General features: G+C 45.6%; 6 protein-coding genes. 2 read left to right on the top strand and 4 right to left on the bottom strand.

What is annotated here, in order from left to right:
- The first annotated feature begins 624 nt into the window (after positions 1–624).
- Together AB7E53_RS06770 and rnr are read left to right on the top strand one after the other, a co-directional pair.
- Entirely contained in the window at positions 625–1,584 is a 960-nt protein-coding gene (locus AB7E53_RS06770; RefSeq protein ID WP_446774854.1) for an SMP-30/gluconolactonase/LRE family protein, read from the top strand.
- Positions 1,585–1,687: 103 nt separating this feature from the next.
- Positions 1,688–3,862, top strand: a complete 2,175-nt coding sequence (rnr, locus tag AB7E53_RS06765; RefSeq protein ID WP_446774852.1) for a ribonuclease R — start codon at positions 1,688–1,690, stop codon at positions 3,860–3,862.
- A gap of 100 nt (positions 3,863–3,962) precedes the next feature.
- On the opposite strand, the gene AB7E53_RS06760 is transcribed toward rnr, so the two are convergent.
- From AB7E53_RS06760 to porX, 4 genes are read right to left on the bottom strand one after another with little or no spacing between them, the layout of a single operon-like run.
- Positions 3,963–5,252, bottom strand: a complete 1,290-nt coding sequence (locus AB7E53_RS06760; protein WP_446774850.1) for an MFS transporter — start codon at positions 5,250–5,252, stop codon at positions 3,963–3,965.
- Positions 5,253–5,273: 21 nt separating this feature from the next.
- Positions 5,274–5,486 carry an immunity 17 family protein gene (locus tag AB7E53_RS06755; RefSeq protein WP_079682392.1) on the bottom strand — a complete coding sequence of 71 codons (213 nt, stop codon included), beginning with the start codon at positions 5,484–5,486 and terminating at the stop codon, positions 5,274–5,276.
- A gap of 4 nt (positions 5,487–5,490) precedes the next feature.
- Positions 5,491–5,910 carry a tRNA (adenosine(37)-N6)-threonylcarbamoyltransferase complex ATPase subunit type 1 TsaE gene (tsaE, locus tag AB7E53_RS06750; RefSeq protein ID WP_446774848.1) on the bottom strand — a complete coding sequence of 140 codons (420 nt, stop codon included), beginning with the start codon at positions 5,908–5,910 and terminating at the stop codon, positions 5,491–5,493.
- 14 nt (positions 5,911–5,924) lie between these two features.
- A complete protein-coding gene (gene porX, locus AB7E53_RS06745) occupies positions 5,925–7,478 on the bottom strand; it encodes a T9SS response regulator signal transducer PorX (protein WP_079682394.1) in 1,554 nt (517 codons plus the stop codon).
- Between the last annotated feature and the right edge of the window lie 46 nt (positions 7,479–7,524).

The following is a 7,524-nucleotide window of genomic DNA, read 5'->3' as shown; positions in this document are numbered from 1 at the left end:
TGAAAGTAATGATAGTAACTTCTCATTACGATCTGGATAATACAATACACTATATGACATTTTTTTTGAGGACAAAGAAACTCTATTATACTATATAATAAGACACGTACTACACCGAATAGATACTTTGAATTAAGGCAACTAAACGTTGGACCATGGTCCAACGATATCTCAACCTAGGTCCAACAATAAGTAGACCATGGTCCAACGAAAACTTGACCATGGTCCAACGATTAGTATCCGGCATACAAAATACTAATTGTATACAGGAAAATCAGTAAAGATTGGTATAGAAATGCCTTAGAGTAAGTATAGAAGGAAAAAATGCTTATAATCTGATAAAATTACAACCTTCGGGATGGGAGGGGGCTGCCTTCGGGTTAATGAGAGATGACAGATGCATGATAGATGAAAAAAGGGATCTGTCATTGCCGGAACCCCTGTAAATACAGGGAAAAACGACGAAAAATGAGAGATGACAGATGGTTTGCGCATAAATCGGTTTTATTTGATTGGAGCAATTATTCAAGGGGCATTGTGCATTATCTGTAAACCTATCTCTTTGTTGGAAAGAAAATTACTATTTTTGTTTTACTAAATGAATTAAATATGAAAACATCCGCTATGTTAGATTCGTTGACTTCGCTGGCTTTGGCCTTACCTGCCTTTTGTTTCTTGTTTCTTTCGTCTTGTTCCGAAAATACGCTCACCGAAAAGCCTGTTGTTGCCTTTGAAGCGAAAGCGACTACCGGCGAAGGCAGTATATGGCATCCGGAACGTAAGTCGCTTTTCTGGGTGGATATCGAGGGTAAGACCCTGTATGAATATTTACCCGGGTTGGAGACTTGCAATACCTGGACTTTCGATCGGATGGTGTCTACCGTAGTGCCCGAAACGGATTCGACCGTGGTGGTTTCGTTACAGAATGAGATTGTACGTGTTAATTTGCTTACAGGAGCAAACGAACATGTGGCCTCTATCGATGATGTGGCTGGTACGGTGCGGTGCAATGACGGGAAGTGTGATACGGAAGGTCGTCTTTGGGTGGGTACCATGGGATTCGGAGCACCTAAAGGTGCCGGTAAGTTGTATACGGTTACACGGGATGGCGTTGTTACTGTGAAACTGGACAGCGTTACAATTTCGAATGGCATTGTGTGGACGGCCGATAAGCGGTTTATGTACTATAACGATACGCCAACGGGTAAGGTTGCCCGGTATAAGTATGATGCTTCCACCGGGAATATCGAGTTTGACGGGATAGCAGTTACGCTGGCCGAAGGAACCGGCTCTCCGGACGGGATGACAATCGACCGCAACGGTAACCTCTGGGTGGCTCAGTGGGGTGGATATGGAGTGTATTGCTATAATCCGCAGACAGGTGAGTTGCTCAAAAAGATTGAATTGCCCGCACCTAATGTGGCTTCGTGTGCTTTTGGAGGAGAAAATCTGGATATACTTTACATAACGACCGCCCGTGCCGGATTGTCGGAAAGCGACCTGGCCAAGTACCCGCAGAGTGGAAGCTTGTTTGTATGTAAACCCGGAGCAGTGGGGGTAAAAGCTTCTAAATTCACGAAGTAACGGTTTGTTTATCCGATTTAGGTGGCTCAATGATACTTTTTCGGATTTATTTGTTTACTTTGTATACAGGTAGCCTGCGCTGCCAATTTAAATGAAGAATAAGATGAGAAAGAAATCAGGAAAAAAAGACAAAAACGAAAAGACGGAGAATAAAGGTTCGGGAAAGCGAATGAAGAAACAGGCAATGGTGCAGGCTGTAATAGCGGCTTTCCAGGCATCTCCTAAAGAGTCTTTTAACTATAAGCAAATAAGTAAGATTCTGGGGCTGGAGGCTCAGGTCCAGAAATTGATGATTGTGGATATATTGTACGACCTTGCAGCCGACGATTTTATCTCTGAGATAGACCGTGGACGGTATCGTTACAACGGAATCGGAACGGTTGCCATAGGTACTTTTTCACGCAGAAGCAACGGCAAGAATTCATTCCTGCCCGAAGATGGCGGTACGCCGGTATTTGTAGCAGAACGTAATTCGGGCCATGCAATGACGGGCGACAAGGTGAAGGTTCAGCTGTTTGCCAAAAAGAAAGGTGCGGAACAGGAGGCCGAAGTACTGGAAGTGCTGGAAAGTGTGGAGAAGACGTTTGTTGGAAAATTACAGGTGGCCAAAGGGTTTGCCTTTTTGGTTACGGAAAATAAAACATTGGCCAACGATATCTTTATTCCCAAAGATAAATTAAAGGGTGGAAAGAACGGCGACAAGGCCATTGTTCGTATTGTCGAATGGCCCGAGGGTGCTAAGAATCCACTGGGTGAAGTGGTTGATATTTTAGGGGTAGCCGGACAGAATGATGCGGAGATGCATGCTATCCTGGCGGAGTTCGGGTTACCTTATAAATATCCGGAGAATGTAGAGAAGGCTGCCGAAGATATTTCGGGCGAGATAACGGAGAAGGATCTGGCCGAGAGGGAGGACTTCCGCGATGTGCTTACTTTTACGGTGGACCCTAAAGATGCGAAGGACTTTGATGATGCACTTTCGTATCGCAAATTGCCTTCCGGACTGATTGAGATAGGAGTACATATTGCCGATGTTACGCATTTTGTAAAACCGGACAGCATCATTGACAAAGAGGCGCTGAGCAGGGCTACAAGTGTTTATCTGGTAGACCGTACCATTCCTATGTTACCCGAACGGCTTAGTAACGGACTTTGTTCGCTTCGCCCCAATGAAGAGAAATTCTGCTTCTCGGTGGTGTTTGAAATGACTCCGGAGGCTGTTGTAAAGAATTCGCGCATTTGCCGTACGCTGATTAAAAGCGATCGGAGGTTTACCTACGAAGAGGCTCAGGAGGTTATTGAGAAAGGTGCCGGCGAATGTGAAGAGGCTATTCTTGCCATGGATGGTCTGGCCAAGAAGTTACGGGCCAAACGGTTCAAGGATGGAGCAATTGCTTTTGAGCGTTACGAGGTGAAGTTCGAGATTGATGAGCATGGCAAGCCGTTGAGTGTCTATTTCAAGGAATCGAAAGATGCCAATAAAATGATTGAGGAGTTTATGTTGCTCGCAAATCGTACGGTTGCCGAGTTTGTAGGCAAAGTGCCTCAGGGGAAGACCAAGAAAACGTTCGTGTATCGTATCCACGATTTGCCGGATCCCGACAAGATGGAGAATTTTGCCTCTTTTATCCGCCGTTTCGGTTATAAGCTGAAAACGGACGGAAGCAAGACGGATGTTTCCAAGGGTATTAACCATTTGCTGGATGAGGTACAGGGAAAACGCGAGGAGAACCTGATTGAGACAGTCGCGATACGTGCCATGGCCAAGGCTGTATATTCTACCGAGAATGTGGGGCACTACGGACTGGCATTCGATTATTATACGCACTTTACCAGTCCCATCCGCCGGTATCCGGATATGATGGTTCATCGCTTGCTGGAGCGTTACCTGGCTGGCGGCCGGAGTGTGGTGAAAGCCAAATACGAGGATTTGTGCGAACATTGCTCCAGTATGGAGCAGGTGGCAGCCAATGCCGAAAGGGCTTCTACGAAATACAAACAGGTCGAGTTTATGAGTGATAAGCTGGGCATGGTATACGATGGTGTAATTTCGGGTGTTACCGAATGGGGTCTGTACGTAGAACTGAATGAGAACAAGTGCGAGGGATTGGTGCCTATCCGTGATCTGGATGACGATTTTTATGAATTTGATGATAAGAATTATTGCCTGATTGGAAGACGAAAGAAGCGTCAGTATCGTTTGGGTGATCCGATTACGATCAAGGTGGCTCAGGCTAACCTGGAGAGAAAGCAACTCGACTTTGCGATGGTGGACTGATTCGTAAAGCTGATACTACAAAATAATGAGGGATGTCTTTAGTTTAAGACATCCCTCACTGTTTTATGATTTGAGTAAAGTGGCTGGTATTTGCTTCGCCCTATTTTCTGGGTGCCAGGAATTTATGGTAGGCCATCAATCCGAAGATGGTAACCAGTCCGATTCCGGAGAATATGAGCCAAAGCATGTCCGGCTGGTTGAGCTCGTCTACATAATGTACATAGAGTTTAGCTCCCAGAATTCCACCGATACCGCTTCCTATCACTCCATATAGAAAAGAGTAGCCCAGATACAACGCTTTTTTATCTTCGGGGGCTATCAGACCCACATAGGAGATAAACTTGGGGTGAGCCACCATTTCGCCGATGCTGAAAATAAAGATTCCGGCAATAAATATCCACACACTGGTTGATATAGCCAGGCAAGCCATTCCGGCGGTAGCAATAAGCAACCCGGTTATCATGGTAGGTAGTGCCGGCGTATGCTTTACGATGGAAGATACTACCAGCTGCAACGAAATAATGGCAAAGGCATTGATCACGGTTACGTGCTCTGCATCGAATTTCCAGTCGGGATTGTCGGTAAAGAGTCCCAATATCCCGTTTACAGCCTGATTCACAGGAGTAACGTCTACATGTTCCGTAAGATACCATAATACGGTGTCGAACATCTGAAAATAGAGAATCCAAAATCCGCTGTATATTAGGATCATGGACATAAACCGGATGTCTTTAAGCACCAGGACCACATTCTTGAGCATATCGCCTACTTTCCCTGCAACAGCCGGACGGGCCGGTTCTTTGTACACGAAAAGGTTCAGAAAGAACAGCCAGCCGGTTCCCACCGCTGCCATAATGAATATGTAGTTCCAGGATATCGCCTTCAGATAGGGTACCAGCAACAGCGGGAAAATAAAGGCTCCCAGATTGATGGACCAGTAGAAAATACCAAACCCGAGGGTGGAGTTGCTTTCGTTTGTTTCTCTGGCAATGGTGCCCGAAATGATGGGTTTGAAGCAGCCGGCTCCCACCACCATCAGCAGAAGACTTGCGAACACAAAGGTGTAGGTTGTGCTTAAGCTGGTAAGGAAATAGCCGGTAGACATCACGAGAAAAGCAAAGGTAAGCACCTTCTTATATCCGTATCTGTCGGCAATCGCCCCCGAAAGTATAGGTAGGATGTACAGAAGCGGTGTGATGGTGCTCTTTATAACACCCACACTCTCTTTCGAAAATCCCAATCCGCCCTGATCGATACCCAGTACCAGATAGACGGATAACACAGACATAACGCCGTAGTACGAGCCCCGCTCGAAGAGCTCCATGAGAATGACAGTCCAGAAGTTCCGACTAAACGAACGTATACCTCCGGTGTTTTTTGTTTCTTGCATGCTAATTATTTGATATGAATTTTACCAATAGAGTAAACCGCATACCCCACAGGCAATGAGTGCCAACCCTAGGAGTCCATAAAATATACGGGCTCCTTGACGGCCGAATAATTTAATGAACGTGGCAGCTCCACTGGTTTTGAAATACCAATCGATGTTCAGGATGGCTGCTGTAAGTGAAAACAGTCCCAATGCGATAAAGATTACCAGGATAAAATACTCTGAGGGGCCCATGGTCTTAGTTTATTTCTACGGTACGTGTACCGTCCCGGTTTTCTTTGATTGTAACCTCCACTACGTCGCCCGGCAACAGGTCTTCGATCTTCTCGGGCCATTCGATGAAACACAGGGCGCCCGAATAGAAGTAATCTTCTGTTCCGATATCTTCGGCTTCGCTCAGTTTGTTGATGCGGTAGAAATCAAAGTGATAGATAAGCTCGCCGGTAGTTTCGGAACGGTATTCGTTGATGATAGCGAATGTGGGGCTGTTGATAACATCCTCAACGCCAAGTTCTTCACAGATGGCCTTGATGAAGGTTGTCTTACCTGCGCCCATCTGACCATGAAAGGCAAATACCGTACGATCGTCCATTGCCGCCAGAAAAGCCTTTGCCGATTCGCGGATAGAATCTAAACTGTTAATCTGAATAGTTGTCATCTTTTTTTATACTGTTATCTTTTGGGATCCAGCACAACGAAAGGTATTATCATCTCCTCGAGTGAGATACCTCCATGCTGAAAGGTGTTTTTATAATATGAAACGTAATAATTGTAATTATTCGGATATGCCATAAAACTATCGTTCATGGCGAAAATATATTTACTGCTGATGTTGGGAGAGGGGAGTCCCGCCTTTCCCGGATCATTAATTTCAAACACTTCGCGCGGATTATAGTTCAGCGTTTTTCCCACTTTATACCGTAAATTGGTGGTAGTATGTTTGTCGCCAATCACTTTTACCGCTTCGTTTACCCTGATTGTACCGTGGTCTGTAGTAAGAACTACCTTATAGCCCTTCTCTGCAATCCGTTTAAAAAGCTCGAGGGTGGAAGAGTGCTGGAACCAGGAACGGGTAAGACTCCGGTAGGCTGCTTCGGTCTGCGCCAGTTCGCGGATGGTTTTACTTTCAGTACGGGCGTGCGAAAGCATGTCCACAAAATTGAGCACCACTACGTTCAGTTGGTTGTGAAGCAACTGGGGCAGGGAGGATATTAGCTTTTCGCCATGCTCGGAGTCGTACACCTTGGTATAGGAAAATGAATATTTTTTGCGGAACCGCTCTATCTGTGTCTGAATGAGCGGGGCTTCGTTCAGGTTTTTACCCTCTTCGCTGTCCTCGTCCACCCATAGTTCCGGAAACATCTTGGCTATCTGCTGAGGCATAAGTCCCGAAAATATGGCGTTACGCGCATATTGGGTTGCCGTGGGAAGGATGCTGTAATACAGGGATTCGTCGTAGGTGTAGTAATCGGCCAACAACTCTTTTACAACGCGCCATTGGTCCAGCCGGAAATTATCGATAAGGATAAAGAATACTTTCTCTTCATTGTCCAGCATCGGGAATACCCTTTGCTTGAATAGATCCGGACTCATTTCAGGCCGCTTGGCAGAATCCTGCATCCATCCCAGATAATTCTTTTTAATGAATTTACCGAAAGCCTGGTTGGCTTCCTGCTTTTGCATACGCAGCATGTCGGTCATCGGTCCCTGTCCGCTTTCCAACTCCAGTTCCCAATAAACCAGCTTCTTGTATACCTCCACCCAGTCGTTAGCCGTAAGCGAGTCGTTTATCTGCATGCCGATCCGGTTAAATTCCTGTTGATAACCAACCGTTGTGGTTTCGGAAATAATAACCTGCTGGTGTACATTCTTTTTTATTGAAAGAAGCAATTGGTTGGGGTTGACAGGTTTGATCAGGTAATCGGCAATTTTATTGCCGATTGCCTGGTTCATGATGCTTTCTTCTTCACTTTTGGTTACCATTACAACCGGTATAGAAGGGGCAATCTCCTTGATGAATACCAGCGTCTCAAGCCCTGTAAGTCCGGGCATGTTCTCATCAAGGAAGATAATATCGAAGGTCTGCTCGCGACAATAATCAATGGCATCTTGTCCACTTACTACAGGTACGACTTCGTACCCTTTGTCTTGCAGGAACAGGATGTGAGGTTTTAATAGATCAATCTCATCATCTGCCCATAAGATTCTGTCTTTCTTTGCTGCCATTGTTAACCGTTATATTGTTGTCACAAATGTACGTAATTTGTCGGTA

This window comes from Macellibacteroides sp. (assembly GCF_050251695.1).
GTDB classification, from domain to species: Bacteria; Bacteroidota; Bacteroidia; order Bacteroidales; family Tannerellaceae; genus Macellibacteroides; species Macellibacteroides fermentans.
The sequence above is the reverse complement of the archived record's forward strand: the minus strand, read 5'-3'. Positions and strand labels throughout refer to the sequence as shown.